This is a genomic window from Microbispora sp. H10836, from assembly GCF_012999525.1.
Classification (GTDB): Bacteria; Actinomycetota; Actinomycetes; order Streptosporangiales; family Streptosporangiaceae; genus Microbispora.
Map to the genome: position 1 here is coordinate 26,409 of NZ_JABBWU010000004.1, position 18,472 is coordinate 44,880.

General features: G+C 72.8%; 18 protein-coding genes. 10 read left to right on the top strand and 8 right to left on the bottom strand.

Features of this window, described 5'->3' with window-relative positions; all coding sequences use genetic code 11:
• Positions 1–19 precede the first annotated feature (19 nt).
• Positions 20–967, top strand: a complete 948-nt coding sequence (locus HHX30_RS09685; protein WP_169981560.1) for an endonuclease/exonuclease/phosphatase family protein — start codon at positions 20–22, stop codon at positions 965–967.
• Here the strand turns inward: HHX30_RS09685 and HHX30_RS09690 are convergent.
• Positions 873–1,403 carry a gamma carbonic anhydrase family protein gene (locus HHX30_RS09690; protein WP_169981561.1) on the bottom strand — a complete coding sequence of 177 codons (531 nt, stop codon included), beginning with the start codon at positions 1,401–1,403 and terminating at the stop codon, positions 873–875. The genes HHX30_RS09685 and HHX30_RS09690 overlap by 95 nt on opposite strands.
• Before the next feature lie 153 nt (positions 1,404–1,556).
• On the opposite strand from HHX30_RS09690, the gene HHX30_RS09695 reads away from it, so the two are divergent.
• On the top strand, positions 1,557–2,657 hold the full coding sequence (locus tag HHX30_RS09695; RefSeq protein WP_169981562.1) for a hypothetical protein: 1,101 nt from the start codon (positions 1,557–1,559) through the stop codon (positions 2,655–2,657).
• A 112-nt stretch (positions 2,658–2,769) separates the two neighbouring features.
• Here HHX30_RS09695 and HHX30_RS09700 read toward each other — a convergent pair whose 3' ends face one another.
• A complete protein-coding gene (locus HHX30_RS09700) occupies positions 2,770–2,982 on the bottom strand; it encodes a hypothetical protein (RefSeq protein WP_169981563.1) in 213 nt (70 codons plus the stop codon).
• A gap of 114 nt (positions 2,983–3,096) precedes the next feature.
• Complete coding sequence (locus tag HHX30_RS09705; protein ID WP_169981564.1) at positions 3,097–3,852, bottom strand: GntR family transcriptional regulator; 756 nt, start codon at positions 3,850–3,852, stop codon at positions 3,097–3,099.
• Positions 3,853–4,114: 262 nt separating this feature from the next.
• Here HHX30_RS09705 and kynU point away from each other — a divergent pair, with 262 nt between their 5' ends.
• Positions 4,115–5,353, top strand: coding sequence for a kynureninase (gene kynU, locus HHX30_RS09710; RefSeq protein WP_169981565.1), 1,239 nt, complete (start codon positions 4,115–4,117; stop codon positions 5,351–5,353).
• Positions 5,354–5,359: 6 nt separating this feature from the next.
• Here kynU and HHX30_RS09715 read toward each other — a convergent pair whose 3' ends face one another.
• On the bottom strand, positions 5,360–5,770 hold the full coding sequence (locus tag HHX30_RS09715; RefSeq protein WP_169981566.1) for a ClpX C4-type zinc finger protein: 411 nt from the start codon (positions 5,768–5,770) through the stop codon (positions 5,360–5,362).
• Positions 5,771–5,834: 64 nt separating this feature from the next.
• Between HHX30_RS09715 and HHX30_RS09720 the strand changes: the two genes are divergently transcribed.
• A complete protein-coding gene (locus tag HHX30_RS09720; RefSeq protein ID WP_169981567.1) occupies positions 5,835–6,284 on the top strand; it encodes a TIGR03668 family PPOX class F420-dependent oxidoreductase in 450 nt (149 codons plus the stop codon).
• A gap of 14 nt (positions 6,285–6,298) precedes the next feature.
• On the opposite strand, the gene HHX30_RS09725 is transcribed toward HHX30_RS09720, so the two are convergent.
• Entirely contained in the window at positions 6,299–7,075 is a 777-nt protein-coding gene (locus HHX30_RS09725) for an isocitrate lyase/phosphoenolpyruvate mutase family protein (protein WP_169981568.1), read from the bottom strand.
• A 171-nt stretch (positions 7,076–7,246) separates the two neighbouring features.
• Between HHX30_RS09725 and HHX30_RS09730 the strand changes: the two genes are divergently transcribed.
• On the top strand, positions 7,247–7,894 hold the full coding sequence (locus tag HHX30_RS09730) for a DsbA family protein (protein ID WP_169981569.1): 648 nt from the start codon (positions 7,247–7,249) through the stop codon (positions 7,892–7,894).
• A gap of 21 nt (positions 7,895–7,915) precedes the next feature.
• On the opposite strand, the gene HHX30_RS09735 is transcribed toward HHX30_RS09730, so the two are convergent.
• On the bottom strand, positions 7,916–8,854 hold the full coding sequence (locus HHX30_RS09735; RefSeq protein ID WP_169981570.1) for a LysR family transcriptional regulator: 939 nt from the start codon (positions 8,852–8,854) through the stop codon (positions 7,916–7,918).
• Between the two features lie 99 nt (positions 8,855–8,953).
• Here HHX30_RS09735 and HHX30_RS09740 point away from each other — a divergent pair, with 99 nt between their 5' ends.
• Genes HHX30_RS09740 through HHX30_RS09750 form a run of 3 tightly spaced genes read left to right on the top strand, consistent with a single transcriptional unit; the run spans position 8,954 to position 13,422 of the window.
• The gene (locus HHX30_RS09740) at positions 8,954–10,969 is read left to right on the top strand and encodes an FAD/NAD(P)-binding domain-containing protein (protein WP_169981571.1); all 2,016 of its coding nucleotides are present in this window, start codon (positions 8,954–8,956) and stop codon (positions 10,967–10,969) included.
• Positions 10,966–12,345, top strand: coding sequence for a 3-carboxy-cis,cis-muconate cycloisomerase (gene pcaB, locus HHX30_RS09745; protein ID WP_311922257.1), 1,380 nt, complete (start codon positions 10,966–10,968; stop codon positions 12,343–12,345). The genes HHX30_RS09740 and pcaB overlap by 4 nt, the downstream gene beginning before the upstream one ends.
• 9 nt (positions 12,346–12,354) lie before the next feature.
• Positions 12,355–13,422 (top strand): nitronate monooxygenase, encoded by a 1,068-nt coding sequence (locus tag HHX30_RS09750; protein WP_311922258.1) that lies wholly within the window; start codon positions 12,355–12,357, stop codon positions 13,420–13,422.
• Between the two features lie 24 nt (positions 13,423–13,446).
• On the opposite strand, the gene HHX30_RS09755 is transcribed toward HHX30_RS09750, so the two are convergent.
• Together HHX30_RS09755 and HHX30_RS09760 are read right to left on the bottom strand one after the other, a co-directional pair.
• Positions 13,447–13,854: a PIN domain-containing protein gene (locus tag HHX30_RS09755; RefSeq protein WP_169981572.1), complete on the bottom strand. Its 408-nt coding sequence runs from the start codon at positions 13,852–13,854 to the stop codon at positions 13,447–13,449.
• Positions 13,839–14,099, bottom strand: coding sequence for a type II toxin-antitoxin system Phd/YefM family antitoxin (locus HHX30_RS09760; RefSeq protein ID WP_169981573.1), 261 nt, complete (start codon positions 14,097–14,099; stop codon positions 13,839–13,841). Before HHX30_RS09760 ends, HHX30_RS09755 begins: the two co-directional genes overlap by 16 nt.
• A 194-nt stretch (positions 14,100–14,293) precedes the next feature.
• Here HHX30_RS09760 and HHX30_RS09765 point away from each other — a divergent pair, with 194 nt between their 5' ends.
• Both HHX30_RS09765 and HHX30_RS09770 read left to right on the top strand, forming a co-directional pair.
• Positions 14,294–15,478 (top strand): ROK family protein, encoded by a 1,185-nt coding sequence (locus HHX30_RS09765; RefSeq protein ID WP_169981574.1) that lies wholly within the window; start codon positions 14,294–14,296, stop codon positions 15,476–15,478.
• Between the two features lie 354 nt (positions 15,479–15,832).
• Positions 15,833–18,451 (top strand): discoidin domain-containing protein, encoded by a 2,619-nt coding sequence (locus HHX30_RS09770; RefSeq protein WP_169981575.1) that lies wholly within the window; start codon positions 15,833–15,835, stop codon positions 18,449–18,451.
• The last annotated feature ends 21 nt before the right edge of the window (positions 18,452–18,472 follow it).

An 18,472-nucleotide genomic window follows, 5' to 3' on the forward strand; every position in this document is an offset into this window, starting at 1 on the left:
TGTGGCAGGAGCGGCAATTGTGGCGCTTGCGGTGGCCGGTCTTCCGCCGGCCGCCGGCACCTACCGGGTGAGCGTGCTCACCTACAACGTCTGCGCGGCGGGCAACAGCGCCGGCACCTGCGTACGCGACCTGACGCCGCAGCGCCGCAGGACCTGGGCCGGCCAGGTCTCCGCGCTGATCCGGTCGAGGGACGTGGACGTCGCCTCCTTCACCGAGATGTGCTACGCGCAGGTGGGCCTGCTCCGGCGTGAGCTGCCCGGCTACCGCCTGGTCTGGTACGGCTACGCCAAGGGTGGCGGGCCGGGCCGCGAGGACCGGTGCCGCACGTTGTGGAGCGACCTCACTCCGGACACGGCGCCGCCGGACGGCAGGACCTTCGGCATGGCGCTGGCGCTGAAGAACGGCGTCGAGGGCCCGCCGCTGCGGCGGCTGCTGCGCGCCGACCACGCCCCGGCCGTGCCCGGTGAGACGATCCACCCGCGCGGCCTGCTGTGCGCCACGGGACGGGTCGGCCCGCGCCGCTCGGTCTGCTGCGTGACCCACATCTCCGACACCGAGACCCCGCGGCAGGTCACCGGACTGGTGGCGCGGTACGCCGGCGGCGCGCCGGTCATCCTCACCGGCGACTTCAACCGCGAGCCCGGCCACGACCAGCTCACCGGCGTGTACGGCATGGGCCTGGGCGACGGCGGCTACGTCGAGGCCGACGCCGAGTCGTGCGGGCTCGCGCGCCGCGGCGGCGAACCGACCACGCGCGGCGGCCGGAAGATCGACTACATATTCGCGACCGAGGCCGACTACCGGCCGGGCGGAGCCGAGGTCATCAGGACGGACCCGGAGCTGTCGGACCACCTGGCGCTGGCCGGCACGCTCATCGGGACCGAACCGAGGCCGCGGCGTGACGGCGGGCCTTGGCGAGGTAGTTGTCCGGCGTACGCGCGAAGGAGGCGCGATCGTCGTCGGTGAGCTCACGGACGACCTTCCCCGGCACGCCCGCGACCAGCACGCCCGCCGGGACGCGGCGGCCGGGCGGCACGACGGCCCCCGCGGCGATCAGGGAACCGGCCCCGACGACCGCCCCGCCGAGCACGACCGCGCCGATGCCCACGAGCGCGCCGGTCTCCACGCGCGCGCCGTGCACCATCGCCCGGTGGCCGAGGCTCACCCGGTCCTCCAGGATCGCCGGCTCGCCGGGATCGGCGTGCAGACAGCACAGGTCCTGGATGTTGACCTCGTCGCCGACCTCGATGCGCTCGTCGTCGCCGCGCAGCACAGAGCCGTACCAGACGTTCGCGCCGCGCCCGAGCCGCACTCTCCCGACGACCACCGCCCCCGGGGCCACCCATGCCTCGGGATGGATGATCGGCGTGGCGTCGTCGTCCAGGTCAGCTATGTACGGCATGCCGCCATGATCCCATGCGGCCCGTCCGGGTTCGGTGAGACGCCCCGTGTTCTGCCCGGCGCCTGTGGCGTTCAGGTTGCGATGTGCGACGGATAGCAGGAAAGTCGTGTCCTGGCTGCGTTACCGTCGTTATCTCCAACCCCAGGGTTTCTCATGACGAATCAGACCGACAACTTTCCCGACCTCATGAGTGACGACTCCTTCGAAGTCGTGATGCGTGGGTACAGCCGCAGGCAGGTCCACGACTACATGGTCCGGACCCGCAACCAGATCCGGGACCTGGAGGAACGGCTCGCGCGCACGATCGACCAGGCGGAGCAGAGCCGGCTGGAGCTGGCCGAGGCGCGGCGGAGGATGGCGGAGTCGCCGCAGAACCCCGACGAGCTGGGTGAGCGGCTCAGCCAGATACTCAAGCTGGCGCAGGAGGAGGCGGCCGCCAACAAGGAGGCGTCCGAGGCGGAGGCCAGGAGGCTGCGCGAGACCTCGGCGGCCGAGGCCGAGCGGCTGGTGACGTCGGCGCGCGAGCAGGCCGACGCGATCAGGACCGCCGCCCAGGACGAGGCCGAGCGCCGCGTCGCCGACGCCACCTCCACGGCGGACCGGCTGCTGGCGCAGGCGGGCGCGAACGCGGAGGAGACGCTTGGCACGGCACGCGCGGAGGCGGAGGAGATCCTGCGCACCGCCCGCGCCGAGGGCGAGCGGCAGCTCACCGCCGCCCGGATGGAGGCGGAGCGGGTGCTCGCCGAGGCGCACGGGCAGGCCGAGGCCATGCTGGCGGCGGCGCAGCAGCGCGTGAACGCGCTGGACGAGCACACCGGCCGCCGGGTGGCCTACCTCACCGACACCCACGCGGAGGTCGTGCGGCGGCTCAACGAGATCGGCTCGGTGCTCGGCGACCTGATGCAGCGTGAGACCGCGGCGGGACCGGTGATCGACGAGGCCGCCGTGCTGCCGCCCGCGCCGCAGGTGCACGCCATCGCCGCGGGCGCGCCGGACCAGCAGTACGACCAGCAGTACGAGCCGGGCGACGACCAGAGGCAGGCACTGGAGGCCGCGCCGTCCGGGCAGGAGGCGCACCCCGAGGACGCCGCCGGTCAGGGACGGGCGGACGACGAGGACGACGCGGTTCTGATCGTGGACGACGGACACGACCAGGACGGTCACGTCGTGGTGTCCTCGCCCGAGGACACCGACGTCAACCTCGGCCGCGTGCGGCGTGCCCTGCCGGACGGGGAGTCGGTCGCCGGCAACTGAGCCGCGCGACCTGAGCTGCGCGACCTGGGCCGCGCGACCTGGGCCCGGCCGCGCCGGGTGAAGGACTGGTAGCGGAAGCCCCCGCCCCCGATCGGGTCGGGGGCTTCCGCGCTCATGGATCGGCGGTGCGGGTCTCCTGCTCGCGCAGCAGCTCACGCAGCCCGTCGGCCTCGTCGGCGTCGACGGTCATCGCGCATCCCGCCGCCCGCTGCGCCGAGGTGAGCGGGTGGTGCCGGGTCGCCCACCACCGGCCCGCGTCGCTCCGCCAGATCGTCCACTCCGGAAACTCCCGGGCGATCTCGGCGAGGCGTCGGTCAAAGGACATCCGTACACCTTCCCTCGCCGTGTGCCCGGTGTTCTTGACGTCTTCTCCTCAAGGTGCGGGACATCTCTAGAGAAATCAATGATCGGGATGGTCAGGTCAACGTTGCCTCTTGACCTAGGCGTCGAAGTCGTACTGGAGTACATAGGACGCCGCGTCCAGGATCATCTCGTTGACCTCGACCGGCACGCCTCCCTCCGCGAAGGCCACCCGGGTGACGGAGATCACCGGGGTGCCGGCGGGAAGGCTCAGCGACTCGGCCTCGCCGGGCAACGGCATCCGCGCCCGCACCTCCTCGCTGAAGTGGACGGGGGCCCGGCCGAGCTCGCCCAGCCGGGCGTACACCCCGCCGGGACCGGTGTCGGGCAGGACGATCGCCGTGCCCTCCACGAGATCGGCGGGAAAGCAGGAGGCCGCGAGCTGCACGGGACGGCCGTCCACGGAGTAGCGGCGCCGGCGCACCCACACCTCGCCCGCGCCGAGCACACGGGCGACCTGCTCGCTCGCCGGCTCGCGCAGGATGCTCACCTCGTCCACGGCGTACGACCGGCCCCGGGTGTCGGAGTCCCAGATGGCCAGGCCCCGGGCCCACTGCTCGCGGGAGAGCCGGCGGGACCCGTGGCGGCGGATGGGGCGGAACAGCCGCACGTAGACGCCTGATCCCCGCTTCGGCACGGCGAGCCCTTCGTTGATCAGTACGGCGAGCGCCTGCCGTGCCGTGGCCCGGGCGACGCCGTGCTCCTTCATGAGCGCGTTCTCACCCGGTAGCCGGTCGCCGTCACCGAGTGCTCCGGACAGGATCTGATCGCGCAGCCTGTCGGCGATGCGGCGATAGATCGGGGACTCGTGATGCACCGACGGGGATTCCGTCACGTTTGATCACCCTCTGTCACCAACGGGGGTTTGGCGTCTCCAGAGAACTTGCCCCGTCTTGTCCACGATCGCACAGAGCTTTGGGTGCGTCTTGTGCTTACTTTGCGCTGATCGTGCCGGTGTGGCGATCTCTGGCGGTTATAGCCGTCCGTTACGGTGGAACGGTCCCTGCCGGTATTGCCCACGCCGTGAACGCTCCGTCATCGCCATCACGACAAGATCGGATATTTCGGTACATAATGCGGTGACGAAGGAGTTGCCGATGGTTCTCAGCCGTGCCGAATGCCAGGACCTCGACGCCAAGGACCCGCTCGGGGAGTTCCGGGACGAGTTCTCGCTGCCGCCCGGGGTCGTCTACCTGCTGGGCAACTCGCTCGGCGCGCTGCCCCGGCGGACGCCGGAACGGGTGGCCCACACGGTCGAGACCGAGTGGGGGGTGCATCTCGGAGCCAGCTGGAACACGGCCGGCTGGTGGGACATGCCGCAGACCACCGGCGACCGCATCGCGCCCCTGATCGGCGCGCGCACCGGCGACGTGCTGGCCGGCGACTCCACCTCGGTGAACATCTTCAAGCTGGTCACGGCCGCGCTTCCGCTGCGGCCCGGCCGTCGCGTGATCGTCTCCGACCTCGACAACTTCCCCACGGACCGGTACGTCGTGGAGGGCGCCGCCCGGGCGCTCGGCGCGTACGAGATCAGGGACATCGGCGGGGGCGGCGGCGCACTTGAGGACGTCCTCGGCGACGACGTCGCGCTCGTGCTGCTGTCACACGTGGACTACCGGACGGGCGCGGCCAGGGACATGGCGGCGGTGACCGAGCGGGTCCGGGCGGCCGGCGCGCTCATGATCTGGGACCTGTGCCACAGCGCCGGGGCGCTGCCCGTGCGGGTGGGCGAGGCGGACTTCGCCGTGGGCTGCACGTACAAGTACCTGAACGGCGGGCCCGGCGCCCCCGCGTACCTGTACGTCGCGCCGCGCCACCAGGACGCCGTCCAGAACGTGGTGTCGGGCTGGCACGGGCACGCCGCGCCCTTCGATTTCGAACCTCACTACCGCCCCGCGGCCGGTGTGCGGCGCTTCGCCACGGGCAGCCCGCCGATCCTGTCGTACGCCGCGCTGAACGCCTCGCTCGACATCTGGGAGCGGGTGGACCTCGACGAGGTCAGAGCCAAGAGCCTGGCCCTGACCTCGCTGTTCGTCGAGTTGCTCGACGATCTCGTCGACCCGGGGCTCGGGCTCGCCCTGGCCACCCCGCGCGACCCGGAGCGGCGGGGGAGCCAGGTCAGCTACCGTCACCCGCAGGGCTACCCCGTGGTGCGCGCGCTCGCGGACCGGGGGGTGATGGGCGACTACCGCGAGCCGGACTTCGTCCGTTTCGGCTTCGCGCCGCTGTACCTGCGCTACGTCGACGTGTACGACGCGGCGGCCACGCTGGCCGAGGTGCTGGGCGAGGAGCTGTGGCGGGACGAGCGCTACGCGCGACGGCTCACGGTCACCTGACGTGCGTCAACGGCGGCGGCGGGCCAGCCCGGCGACGATGTCGCCGGCCAGCGCCACGCAGCGGTCGCAGATGCGCCCGCCCTCGCCGTGGACCATGTGGACGCGCGGGCCGGGCGGCCTGCGGCAGAAGGAGCAGGCGGCGTCGCGCTTCATGCGGCGGTTGACCAGGTGGCGGTGGGCGAAGGCGGGAGTGAAGCGCCGCCTGCGCGCGTTCCGCCTGATGTAGCCGAACCGCTCACCGATGGCGATCCAGGACGCGCCGGCCTCACGGGCGCGGCGCACCGCGAGATCGAGCAGGGCGTCCGCCTCGCCGCCCAGTTCGGGAACCAGGGCGATCGCGGCGGACAGGATTTCCAGGGGATCTTCGGGGTCGCGTGCGCTCGAGCGGGCCCGCTCGAGTAACTCAGATGCCTCCATGGCGGACACCATAGGCCGCCGTACAAAGACGATCAAGCGCGACCACGCTGCGTAGGCTGGCCTGATGAGGATGCCCGAGGAGCGGGCCCGCGCCCTGTTCTCGGCGGCCCGCGTGGCCCGCCTCGCGACCGCCGGGGCCGAGGGCGCGCCGCGGCTCGTCCCCGTCACGTTCGCCGTGGTTCCTGGTGAGCTCGTGCAGGAGGGGGAGAAGGGCGTCGTGGTGACGGCCGTGGACCACAAGCCGAAGGCCACCGCCGACCTGCGGCGGCTGCGCGACATCCGCGACAATCCCCGCGTCTGCCTGCTGGCCGACCACTACGAGGACGACTGGGAACGGCTGTGGTGGGTGCGCGCCGACGGGCACGCCCGCGTCGTGGAGGGCGGCGCCGAGCGCGAGCGGGCCGTGGCGTGGCTGGTGCGCAAGTACGCCCAGTATCGCGAGCGTCCCCCGGCCGGGCCCGCGATCCTCGTCCGGGTCGAGCGCTGGTCGGGCTGGTCGTACGGCGAACTGTAGGCCGGTGGACGTGGTCAGGCGGACGGGAAGGGGTCCTCTCCCCGGGAGATCGTGTCCAGCATGCGGGCGGTGAACGCCTGGGTCGCGCGGTGGACGCCCGGCCCGAAGCTGACCCTGGCCACGCCGAGGGCCGCGAGGTCGCGGATGGCCGGCACACCGGGCCGCATCAGCACGTTGATCGGGCCGCCGATCTCCCGGGCGAGCGCGCCGATCGTCTCGGGATCGCTCGCGAGGATCGGGTAGGCGCAGTCGGCGCCGGCCGCGAGGTAGCGGCGGCCCCGGTCGATCGCCTCCGCGAGCCTCTCGCCGGGGGTTCCGGCGCCGTGGATGAAGGTGTCCACCCGGGCGTTGATCACGAGGCCGATCCCGGCCTCGGCCGCCGCCGCCCGCACGGCGGCGAGGAAGTCCGCCTGCTCGGTGGCGTCGATCATCGAGCCGGTCGCCGGGTCGGAGTCCTCCAGGTTGCAGCCCACGGCGCCCGCGGCGGCCAGTCGTTCGACGAGTTCGGCGGGCTTCAGTCCGTAGCCGCGCTCCACGTCGGCGGTGACGGGGACGGCCACGACCCGGGTGATGCGGGCCACGGCCGCGAACATCTCGTCCACGGGTGTGTCGTGCCCGTCCTCGTAGCCCAGGGCGGCCGCGACGGACTCGCTGCCGGTGGCGACCGCGGGGAACCCGGCCGCCTCGACGGCGCGCGCCGACGCGGCGTCCCAGGCGTTGGGCAGCACGACGGGGTCGCCGGGCACGTGAAGCGCGCGCAGGACCGCCGCCTTCTCGTGGATCTCAGTCATACGGACACCCTAGGGACCACGACCGGTGAGAACGCCACCCGTTTACGGCGGGATGAGGGGAAACCGCCGCGGGTTTGAGGGGTCAAGTCCGGTGACGTTCGCGCGGAGCCCTCGGATACGCTCGCGGAACCGGCCCCCCGATCCCCCGACCATTTCCGTCAGGAGAGTTTCATGAGCGACATCGACAGCGCTGTCGACCAGGCCGGGGCGGACAGCCGTCCCAGAGTGGACTTCTACTTCGATCCCGTCTGCCCGTTCGCGTGGGTCACGTCGCGATGGATCCTGGAGGTCGAGAAGCAGCGCGACATCGACCTGCGGTTCCGCGTGATGAGCCTGTCCGTGCTGAACGAGGGCAAGGAAGACCTGTCCGACTTCTACCGCGAGGCGGTGCCCAGGTGGCGGGGCCCGGTCCGGGTGTGCGTCGCCGCCGCGCAGCACCACGGGGAGGCCGTGCTGCGCGACCTCTACACCGCGATGGGCACCCGCATCCACAACCAGGACAACAAGGACTACGGGGTCGTGGCCAAGGAGGCGCTCGCCGAGGTCGGGCTGCCGGCCGAGCTGGCCGACGCCGCCGGCACCGACGAGTACGACGAGGCCCTGCGCCGCATGCACCACGAGGGCATGGACCCGGTCGGCGACGAGGTCGGCACGCCCACGATCCACATCGACGGCGTGGCGTTCTTCGGACCGGTGATGACGCGCATCCCGCGCGGCGATGAGGCCGCCCGCATCTTCGACGGCGCCCTCGCCATGGCGAAGTTCCCGTACTTCTACGAGATGAAGCGCAGTCGCACCACCGACCCCGAATTCGACTGACAGAGTCCGGCTGAGGGGCGCTCACCTCGGCGGTTCCTCCGGGGACCGCCGGGGCGCCGCCTTGCCCGTGCTCCTGAACAGCGAACGCATGGTCGCCAGCGCGGGGGACCTGTCGTCGGACCGCCTGGCCAGGCTGATCGTGCGATGCAGGCCGGGCGGGGCGAGCCGCCGTACGCTGAGGGGGTTTTCCGCCAGCTCGGCGACGGTCCTCGGCACGAGGGCGAGGCCCATCCCCCCGCTGGCCAGAGCGCACGACATGCCGTAGTTGCCCGTCTCGTACGCCACGACGGGCGGCGCCAGCCCCTCACGACGGAACAGCGCCTCCAGCGCCTCCCGGTTGGCCAGCCCGCGCGAGCCGCTGATCAGCGGCCGCCCGGCGAGCTCCGGCCACGGCAGCGGCTCGGCCGCGTCGGTGAGCGCGTGCCCGGGGGCGGCCACCAGCACGAGCTCCTCCACCAGCAGCGCCTCGACGGTGACCCCCGAGGGCAGCGCGGGATCGGGCTGATGCTCGTAGGTGTGGGTGAGCACGAGATCCGCCTCGCCCGTGGCCAGCGCGGGCAGCCCGGACGGCGGTTCGTACTCCCTCACATTCACCTCGACGGCGGGGTGAGCCCGCCGGAACGCCGCGAGGACCGGCGGTAACAGGTGGATGCCCGCGGTTGTGAACGTGCCGATCGTGATGTGCCCGCCGGACAGGCCGGCGAGCGCGGCCAGGCCGTGGCGGGCCCGTTCCAGCTCGTCGAGCACCCGCCGGGCGTGCTCCACCAGCAGCTCGCCCGCCGCCGTGAGCGTGGCGCCGCGGCGGTGCCGGATCACCAGCACGGCTCCCGCCTCCCGCTCCAGCTTGGCCATCTGCTGCGACAACGCGGGCGGCGTGTAGCCGAGGCGGGCGGCCGCCCGGGTGATCGAACCGGCCTCGGCGACCGCCACCAGCGCCGCCAGGCGCGTGACATCGTGCATGAAGCAATGCTTAACACCGCCTCGCCAAATGTGACATACCTCACCAAGACTCCGGTCCCGCATTCTCGACTCACGACCAGACGGGAACTGGAGGAGCGGATGTCCACAACACGATCGACCCGGCCGTTCGAGGTGTGCGTGATCGGCGCGGGGCCGCGCGGCATGTCGGTGGTCGAGCGGCTGTGCGCCAACGCGCGGCGGCTGCCGCCGCGGGCACGGGTCCTGCTGCACATCGTGGATCCGTACCCGCCGGGGGCGGGCCAGGTGTGGCGCACCGACCAGCCCGGTCAGCTGCTGATGAACACCGTCGCCTCGCAGGTCACGCTCTTCACCGACCCCAGCGTCGACATCCGCGGGCCGCTGGAGACCGGCCCCAGCCTGTACGAGTGGGCACGCCACCTGGTGCTCTTCCCTGACGGCGTCGAGGAGGACGTGCTCGCCGAGGCGCGGCGGCTCGGGCCCGACACCTACCCCACCCGCGCCTTCTACGGCCGCTACCTGCGCTGGGTGTTCGAGCGGGTGGTCGCGCGGGCGCCCCGGCAGGTGGAGGTGCGGGTGCACGCCACCCGGGCGACCGCGCTCGACGACGTGCCCGGCACCGGCGCGCAGCGGGTGGTGCTGGAGGACGGCAGCGTGCTCGGCTCGCTCGACGCGGTGGTCCTGGCGCAGGGGCACCTGCCGGTCGAGCACACGGACGCCGAGCGGGAGGCCGCCGCGTACGCCGCCGCCCACGGCCTGGTCCACGTGCCGCCCGCCAACCCCGCCGACGCCGACCTCGGCGACGTGCGGCCGGGGGAGGCGGTGCTGCTGCGCGGCCTCGGGCTCAACTTCTTCGACCACATGGCCCTGCTGACGCTCGGGCGCGGCGGCCGGTTCGAGCGGGACGAGGCGGGCCGCCTCGTCTACCGGCCCTCCGGCCGCGAGCCCCGCCTGTACGCCGGATCGCGCCGGGGCATTCCGTACCAGTCCCGGGGCGAGAACGAGAAGGGCGTCGAGGGCAGGCACGAACCGCTGCTGCTCACGCCGGGCAGGATCGCGTCGCTGGCCGCGCGCTCGGCCGCCCGCGGCGGGCTCGACTTCCGCGCCGACCTGTGGCCGCTGATCGCCAAGGAGGTGGAGACCGTCTACTACGCCACCCTGCTGGCGCGGCGGGAGTGCGAGTGCGTCGCCGGCCGCTTCCGCGCCGCCTACCTCGCCCACCCCTGGGGCGACGCAGGGGAGGCCCTGGTGCTGGACGCCTTCGGCATCGGCCCGGCGGTGCGGTGGGACTGGGAGAGCGTGGCCGAGCCGTACCGGGGGATCGGCTTCACCGGCCCGGACGACTGGCGCGAGTGGCTGACCGCCTATCTGCGCACCGACCTGGCCCAGGCCCGCGTGGGCAACGTGAGCGGCCCGCTGAAGGCCGCCCTCGACGTGCTGCGCGACCTGCGCAACGAGGTCAGGCAGGTGGTCGACCACGGCGGGCTCACCGGGCGCTCGCACCGCGACGACCTCGACCGGTGGTACACGCCGCTCAACGCGTTCCTGTCCATCGGACCGCCGGCCGAGCGGGTCGAGCAGATGATCGCGCTCATCGAGGCGGGCGTGCTCACCGTCATCGGTCCCGGCATGCGCGTCCACGCCCGCGACGGCGTCTTCGAGGCCGAGTCGGCCGCCGTGCCGGGGTCCGTCGTACGGGCCAGGGTGCTCGTCGAGGCGCGGCTGCCCGAGATCGACCTGCGGCGCACGGCCGACCCCCTGCTGCGGCACCTCCTCAGGACCGGCCAGTGCCAGGCGTACGTGATCGGCGGGCGGCGCGGCGAGGACGGCCACGAGACCGGCGGCCTGGCCGTCACCCGCCGGCCGTACCGGCTGCTGGACGCGGACGGGCGGGCCCACCCGCGCCGGTTCGCGTACGGCGTGCCGACCGAGTCGGTCCACTGGGTGACCGCGGCGGGGGTGCGGCCGGGGGTGAACTCCGTGATCCTGGGCGACTCCGACGCCATCGCCCGCAGCGTGCTGACGTTGACGCGGGCGCGGGCCCTCGCGGGTGGTCGCAGGGTCGCCCGTGTGGCCGCCGGACCGCGTACGGCCCTCGCCGCCTCCTGCGGCGCGACCCGGGCGGGTGTCCGGTGAACGACCTGGATGTGGGCCTGCTGTCCCCGGTCCGGGTGGGCACGGCGGCGGAGCGGGCGACCGGAGACGGCGCGTGGCTGCGCGCGATGCTCGACGCGGAGGCCGCCCTGGTGCGCGCGCAGGCGCGGCTGGGTGTGGTCCCCATGGAGGCCGCGGAGACGATCGGCAAGGTGGCGGAGGCGGGCGGCCTCGACCTGGCGGCCCTGGCGCTGCGCGCCCGGGAGGCGGCCAACCCCGTCGTGGCACTGGTCGAGGACCTGACGGCAGCCGTGGCGGCGGTGGACCCGGACGCGGCCGAATACGTGCACCGGGGCTCCACCAGTCAGGACATCATGGACACGGCCGCCATGCTGGTGGCCGCCCGGACCCTCGACCTGATCACCGCCGACCTGGACCGGGCCGCGGCCGCGCTCGCGGGGCTCGCGGCGGCGCACCGCGACACGCTGATGCCGGGCCGCACGCTGACGCAGCAGGCGGTGCCCACGACGTTCGGCCTGAAGGCGGCCGGGTGGCTGCACGCCGTACGCGAGGCGGCGGCGCGGCTGCGGCGGGTGCGCGCCGATCTGCCCGCCGAGCTCGGCGGCGCGGCCGGCACGCTGGCGGGCTACGTGGAGTACGCGCGGATCGCCGGGGTGCCCGACCCCGAGGCGTACCCGGAGCGGCTGATCGCGGCCTTCGCCGCCGAGGTGGGGCTGGCCGAGCCGGTGGTCCCCTGGCACGTCCTGCGGATCCCGGTCGCCGACCTCGCCGGGGCGCTGGCGCTCACCTCCGGGGTGCTCGGGAAGATCGCCGTCGACGTGCAGTCGCTGTCGCGGACCGAGGTGGCCGAGGTCGTGGAGCCGGCCGCCCCCGGCAGGGGCGTCTCGTCGGCCATGCCGCACAAACGCAACCCGGTCCTCGCCACCCTCGTCCGGTCGGCGGCGATCCAGGTGCCCGCGCTCGCCGCGGCTCTCGGGCACTGCCTGCTCGCCGAGGACGAACGCCCCGCGGGCGCCTGGCACGCGGAGTGGCAGCCGCTGCGCGAGTGCCTGCGGCTGGTCGGCGGTGCCGCCGCCGTGACGGCCGAACTGGCCGAGGGACTGGTCGCGTTCCCCGAGCGCATGCGGGCCAACCTCGCGCTCACCGGCAGCCTGACCGTCACGGAACGGGCGGCCGCCGTGCTCGCGCCGGTCCTGGGGAAGACCGCCGCCAAGCGGCTGCTCGGAGAGGCGTCCGCGGTCGCCGCCGCGTCGGGACGTCCCGTGGCCGAGGTGCTGAGTGAGCTCACACCGGTGCCCGAGGGGCTGGACCTGGCCGGGCTGTTCGACCCCGCCGGGTACACGGGGGCCGCCGGAGCGCTCGTCGACCGCGTTCTACGCTGCTGTCGAGACGAATGAGGAGGTCCCGTGACCGGTCGCGCCCTTCCCTTCGGGCCGTCGAGCCCGATCATCCAGGCGCCCATGGCGGGCGGCGCGTCCACCCCGGCTCTGGCGGCGGCGGTGTCCGGGGCGGGCGGTCTCGGGTTCCTCGCGGCGGGCTACCGCACGGCGGAGGACGTGCGCCGGGAGATCGCGGCGGTGCGCGAGCGGACGGACCGGCCGTTCGGGGTGAACGTCTTCGTCCCCGATTTCGCGGCCGTGCGGCAGGAGCCCGGTGACGACGCGGCGGTGGCCCGGTATCGCGAGGAGCTCGTCCCCGAGGCCGGACGGTACGGCGTGACGCTGCCCGAGGCGCCCGCCTGGGACGACGACGCGTGGGACGCCAAGATCGACCTGCTGGTGGACGAACGGGTGCCGGTGGCCGGTTTCACCTTCGGCTGCCCGCCGCCCGAGGTGACGGCCCGGCTCCACGACGCCGGGGCCGTCGTCATGGTCATGGTCAACACCCCGTGGGAGGCGGTCGCGGCGGCCGAGGCCGGAGCCGACGCGGTGGTGGTGCAGGGCCCCGGCGCGGGCGGGCACCAGGCGGCCTTCCTGCCCGGGCCTCCCTCGTGGAAGACACCCGATGACCTGGCGGAACTCGTGGGCCTCGTGCGGGAGGCGGCCGACGTGCCGCTCGTGGCCGCCGGAGGGATCATGGACGGCGCGGACGCCGCCGCCGTCCTCGCCGCGGGCGCGGTCGCCGCGCAACTGGGCACCGCCTTCCTGCGCACCCCGGAGAGCGGGGCGCACCCCCTGCACAAGGCCGCCCTCGCCGATCCCCGGTTCACCCGCACCGCGTTCACCCGGGCCTTCTCCGGACGTACGGCACGCGGCCTGGCCAACCGGTTCATAGCCGAGCACGAGGCGTCGGCGCCCGCGTGCTACCCCCAGGTGCACCACCTGACGAAGGGCCTGCGCCGCGCGGCGGCCGAGCACGGCGACCCCGAGGCGATGGCCCTGTGGTGCGGCCGGGGGTATCGCCGCTCCCGCGACCTCCCCGCCGCCGCCCTCGTCGAAGCCCTCATGGAGGAACTCGCGGCCGCCCGCGCCTGACCGCGACCCGGGCGTCCCCCGCGCTCAGCGGGGAACGACCTGCGCCCGTACGCCTGGCAGGTCATCGAAGGGCGCGGACGAGTCCATCGTGACCACGGTCCGGGCGGTCGCCGCCGCCGTTGCCGCGATGAGCAGGTCATAGGCGCCGCGCGTCTTGCCCTCGCGCCGCACGTGTGCCATCAGACGCGCATGAACTCTGGCTATGTCGGTCGTGTATTCCTCTACGGGAATCAGCGCGAGGACTTGGTCCACGAACGCCTGCCGGGCCGGACGCCGGACCGGATCGGCCAGCTCGACGCCGACGAGCAACTCGGCGATGGTGATCGCTGCGACAGCCACGTCGTCGGCGTCACCGATGACGGAGTCCACCTCGGCTCTGCCCCGCTCCGCGGCTATGAGAACGCCGGTGTCGAGAATCAGGCGTCGGGCCACGTGGTCCTCATCTCGTCGCGGATGCTCTCCCTGGCCGCTGTGACGTCGGCCTCGAACTCCGCGTCGAGGGTGCCGGCGCTTCTGGCCAGAAACGCCTTCACCATGCGCCCTGGCGCGACGGGAGCGGGACCGATAACCGCGATCCGCCTGCCTCCGCGGGTCACGACTATCGTCTCCCCGTGCTCGGCCTCGTCCAGCACGGCTGCGAAGTTACGCGAGGCCTCGGTGGCGGTCATCACCTTCATGACATCAGATTATCTGAGTTCGGCACGGACGGAGCGCCCTGACGTTGGTTCACGGCCTGGAAGAAGGGTGGGGACGACACGGCGGCGTAATGGGCGGGTAACCGGGAGATGCCACCGTGAGGAGGCCGGCGGAGGGCACGGGTGCTTGTTTTCGCCTCTGAACTAAGATGACCGTGTCGACGGGGAGGTTGGTCATGGCGAGGCCTCAGCGCAGGACGGTGCGGGACATCCGCAGAGGCAACCGGGCCGTGTTGCTGCGCGCGCTCTACTTCTCCGGCCCGACCAGCCGCAACGACCTCACCGCGCGCACCGGCCTGAGCGCCGCCACGGTCAGCACGATGACCGCCGACCTGCTGGGCGAGAACATCGTCGTCGAGGCGGGTCAGGTGGAGTCGGACGGCGGCCGCCCCCGCGTGCTGCTGCGCGTCAACCCCGAGTACGGCTTCGCGGTGGGCGTCGACGTGGCCGAGACGCACGTCCGGGTGGGGTTGTTCGACCTGGAGATGACCGAGCGGGCCAAGGTGGACTACATGCTGCGCCCGGCCCGGCACGATCCCGAGCTGGTCGCCCGGCACATTCTGGCGGGCGTCGAGGTCGTGCTGTCCGACGCGGGCGTGTCGCCCGAGCAGGTGCTCGGCATCGGCGTGGGCGTCCCCGGCATAGTCGAGCCGGGCGCGGACGGCGTCATCCACGCCAAGACCTTCGGCTGGGACGGCGTGCCGCTTGGAGCGCTCCTGCGCCGCGGCACCTCGCTCCCGCTGTACGTGGACAACGGCGCCAAGACGATGGGCCAGGCCGAGCTGTGGTTCGGCTCGGGCCGGGGCGCCTCGGACGCCGTCATCGTGCTGCTCGGCGTGGGGGTGGGCGCGACGATCGTGGCCGACGGCACCACGTTCCGCGGGGTCAGCAGCAGTGCCGGGGAGTGGGGGCACACGAAGATCGTGGCCGGCGGGCGGCCCTGCCGCTGCGGCGGACGCGGCTGCCTGGAGGCGTACATCGGGATCGAGGCCATCCTGGACCGGGCCGGCGTCACGTCGGGGGGCGACTGGGAGGAGGACCTCGCCCGGGTGCTCGCGTCGAAGTCGCCGGTGGTGGAGGAGACCGTCACCTACCTGGGCGTCGGCCTGGCCAATCTCGTCAACCTGGTCAACCCCGAGAAGATCGTGATCGGCGGCTGGGTGGGGGTCCAGCTCGGCGAGAGCCTGCTGCCCGGCATCCGCCGCGCCACCGCGGCCAACTCGCTGGCCGAGCCGTACGCCGCGACGTCGATCGTCCTGGGCCGCCTCGGTCCCGACGCGGTCGCGCTGGGGGCCGCCACGCTCGTCCTGGAGGAGTTCCTCAACGCGCCCCAGGTGGCCAGGATCACCGCCGCCGGCTGACGACTCCGCCCGGATTCCCGCGATCTGGACCTCCCGGTGAAGGTGGGACTGTGAAGGGTGGGACCGATTCGCGCCCGGGGGGTCGCACCCGCGGGCGTCCCACGTCGGCGCCGCCGTATCGGGGAGGAGGCGGCCGGTAGGGGGACCCGCATCGGCGGGGCGCGAATCGGTCGGGGGCCGGATTGGAGAGCGCTCTCCCGGAGAGTAGCACCCGGATGTCCATTTGAGCACTACATATTTCGCGTCGTGAACTAAGCATTGACATAAGCGGGTGAAGGGGCGCACTCTCGGTCCGCTGGACCTCTCTCATCCCCCAACCCTCGCCCGAGGGGCTCCGCACCCAAGGAGACGTGCATGCCTCCATCCTCATGGCCTCATTTCCGGCCCCGACGCCGGCGGATCGGCCTGGTCGCCGCCGGGTTCGCCGCCCTGTCGACCTTCGCCGCCGTGGCCGGCGTCGTCCCCTCCACCTACAGTGCCGCCGCGGCGGCCTGCGGCACGACCAACGTCGCGCAGGGCAGGCCCGCGTCGGCCTCCTCGACGGAGAACGCCGGAACCCCGGCGTCGGCGGCCTTCGACGGCGACACCGGCACCCGGTGGTCGAGCGCGTTCAGCGACCCGCAGTGGATCCAGGTCGACCTCGGCAGTTCGCAGCAGATCTGCAAGGTGGTGCTCAACTGGGAGGCCGCCCGCGCCCAGACCTTCAAGATCCAGGTGTCGGCCGACGGCTCAGCCTGGTCGGACGCCACCGCCACGGTGAACGGCGTGAGCGGGACCCAGTCGCTCGACCTGACCGCGACCGGCCGGTTCGTCCGGATGTCCGGCCTCACCCGGGCCACCGCGTACGGCTACTCGCTCTGGGAGTTCGCCGTCAACACCGCGTCGGGTGACAGCGGGACGACGTGCGGCACCGCGAACGTCGCGCAGGGCAGGCCCGCGTCGGCCTCCTCGACGGAGAACGCCGCGTCCCCGGCGTCGGCGGCCTTCGACGGCAACACCGGCACCCGGTGGTCGAGCGCGTTCAGCGACCCGCAGTGGATCCAGGTCGACCTCGGCAGCTCGCAGCAGATCTGCAAGGTGATCCTGAATTGGGAGGCCGCCTACGCCAGGACGTTCAAGATCCAGGTGTCGCCGGACGGGTCGTCGTGGTCGGACGCCACCGCGACGGTGAACGGCGTGAGCGGGACCCAGTCGCTCGACGTGTCGGCCACCGGCCGGTTCGTCCGGATGTCCGGCCTCACCCGGGCCACCGCGTACGGCTACTCGCTCTGGGAGTTCGCCGTCAACACCACCGGCGGCGGTGACGACGGCCCCACCCTCCCGGGCGGCGGCGACCTCGGGCCGAACGTGCGGGTCTTCGACCCGTCGATGTCGAGCGCGAGCATCCAGAGCACGCTCGACACCATCTTCAGGCAGCAGGAGTCGAACCAGTTCGGCAGCCAGCGGTACGCGCTGCTGTTCAAGCCGGGCACCTACAGCGGCCTCAACGCCCAGATCGGCTTCTACACCTCGATCGCCGGCCTCGGCCAGTCGCCCGACAACGTCACGATCAACGGCGACATCACCGTCGACGCCGGGTGGTTCAACGGCAACGCGACCCAGAACTTCTGGCGCTCGGCCGAGAACCTGGCCGTGGTCCCGGTCAACGGCACCGACCGGTGGGCCGTGGCCCAGGCCGCGCCGTTCCGGCGGATCCACGTCCGCGGCGGGCTGAACCTCGCCCCCAACGGGTACGGCTGGGCCAGCGGCGGCTACATCGCCGACAGCAAGATCGACGGCACGGTGGGCCCGTACTCCCAGCAGCAGTGGTTCACCCGCGACAGCACGATCGGCGGCTGGACCAACGGCGTCTGGAACATGGTGTTCTCCGGCGTCGTCGGCGCGCCGGCGCAGAGCTTCCCGAACCCGCCGTACACGACGCTCGCGACCAGCCCCGTCACCCGGGAGAAGCCGTACCTGTACGTGGACTCGGGCGGCGCGTACCGCGTCTTCGTCCCGTCGCCGCGGACGAACTCCAGCGGCGTGAGCTGGGCGAACGGCGCGACCCCCGGCACGTCGATCCCGCTCACCCAGTTCTACGTCGCCAAGCCGTCCGACAGCGCCGCCACGCTCAACCAGGCGCTGAGCCAGGGGCTCAACCTGCTGTTCACGCCGGGCGTCTACCACCTCAACCAGACGCTCAACGTGACCCGGCCCGACACGGTGGTCCTCGGGCTCGGCTACGCCACGCTGATTCCGGACAACGGCGTCGTCGCGGTGAACGTCGCCGACGTCGACGGCGTGAAGATCGCGGGCCTGCTCCTCGACGCCGGCACGGTCAACTCGCCGGTGCTGATGCGGGTCGGCCCCGACAACGCCTCGGCGAGCCACGCCGCCAACCCGATCTCGATCCAGGACGTGTTCTTCCGGATCGGCGGCGCGGGCCCCGGCTCGGCCACCACCAGCCTGGTCGTGAACAGCGACAACACGATCATCGACCACATCTGGGCGTGGCGGGCCGACCACGGCGCGGGCGTGGGCTGGAACACCAACCCCGCCGACACCGGCCTGATCGTCAACGGCGACAACGTGACGGCGTACGGCCTGTTCGTCGAGCACTACGAGAAGTACGAGGTGATCTGGAACGGCCAGGGCGGCAAGACGATCTTCTTCCAGAACGAGCTGCCGTACGACCCGCCGAACCAGGCGTCCTGGATGAACGGCTCGACCCGGGGCTACGCCGCCTACAAGGTGGCCGACTCCGTCACCAGCCACGAGGCCTGGGGGATGGGCAGCTACTGCAACTTCAGCACCGACCCGTCGATCGTGGCCGAGCGTGGCTTCGAGGCCCCCAACAGGCCGGGCGTGAAGTTCCACGACCTGCTCACGGTGTCGCTGGGCGGCGTCGGCACGATCGCCCACGTCATCAACGACACGGGCGGCCCGGCCCAGGGCACGGCCACCGTCCCGGTCAACGTCGTCAGCTACCCCTGACGGCCCGCACCCCCTGAAAAG